The sequence below is a fragment of the Mesorhizobium sp. M7A.F.Ca.US.006.01.1.1 genome, assembly GCF_003997935.1.
Lineage (GTDB): Bacteria > Pseudomonadota > Alphaproteobacteria > Rhizobiales > Rhizobiaceae > Mesorhizobium.
The window spans coordinates 1-843 of record NZ_RZQL01000510.1 but is presented as its reverse complement, the minus strand read 5'-3'; the positions used below and the strand labels follow the sequence as shown (position 1 = coordinate 843).

General features: G+C 58.2%; 1 protein-coding gene. It reads left to right on the top strand.

Annotated elements, in window-relative coordinates:
- Window positions 1-366: 366 nt before the first annotated feature.
- The gene (locus EN943_RS37210) at window positions 367-609 is read left to right on the top strand and encodes a GIY-YIG nuclease family protein (RefSeq protein ID WP_027038049.1); all 243 of its coding nucleotides are present in this window, start codon (window positions 367-369) and stop codon (window positions 607-609) included.
- Window positions 610-843: the final 234 nt, after the last annotated feature.

Genomic DNA, 843 nt, shown 5'->3' with positions numbered 1-843 from the left:
GCTTCGCAGGACAAGTCCCGACCTCCGCGCGAAGCAGGATGCCCTCCGAAGCCGTAGCGAAGGAGGGCTCAAACGCCTGAATTTCTTGCAAAACCCGCTGCGCGCTTCGCAGGACAAGCCCCGACCTCCGCGCGAAGCAGGATGCCCTCCGAAGCCGTAGCGAAGGAGGGCTCAAGCACCTGAATTTCTTGCAAAACCTGCTGCGCGCTTCGCAGGACAAGCCCCGACCTCCGCGCGAAGCAGGATGCCCTCCGAAGCCGTAGCGAAGGAGGGCTCAAGCACCTGAATTTCTTGCAAAAACGGGGTTGGCAGCTGCCCTTCGGCCAAGCAGGATACCCTCTCGCATTGGCAAGGAGGGGCTGGCTCATGTGGTATGTGTATCTTCTCGAGAGCGAGGTTGCGGAAGGCGGGCGTTATGTCGGCATGACGTCGGACCTGAAACGACGGCTTGCCGAGCACAATTCGGGAAAATCCAGCCATACGTCCAAATTCCTACCATGGCGGATCGTCACCTATATGGCCTTCTCGAATCAGGCCAAGGCAGCTTCATTCGAGCGTTATCTCAAATCCGGTTCAGGGCACGCTTTCGCCAACAAACGCCTTTGGTGATGGCCGCAGACTCGCCGAAAATCACCCACTTTTCCAAAAAAAGTATAGTAATAACAGATCGTTACTCCGGCTAAGCGGACGGCAGCTTCCGCAATTTCGTTCGATTCTGACTGGAGGTCAGAAAATGAACATCAAGAGCCTTCTCCTCGGCTCCGCTGCGGCCCTGATCGCAGTTTCCGGTGCGCGCGCCGCCGACGCCGTCGTCGTCGCCGAGCCGGAACCCGCTGAATACGT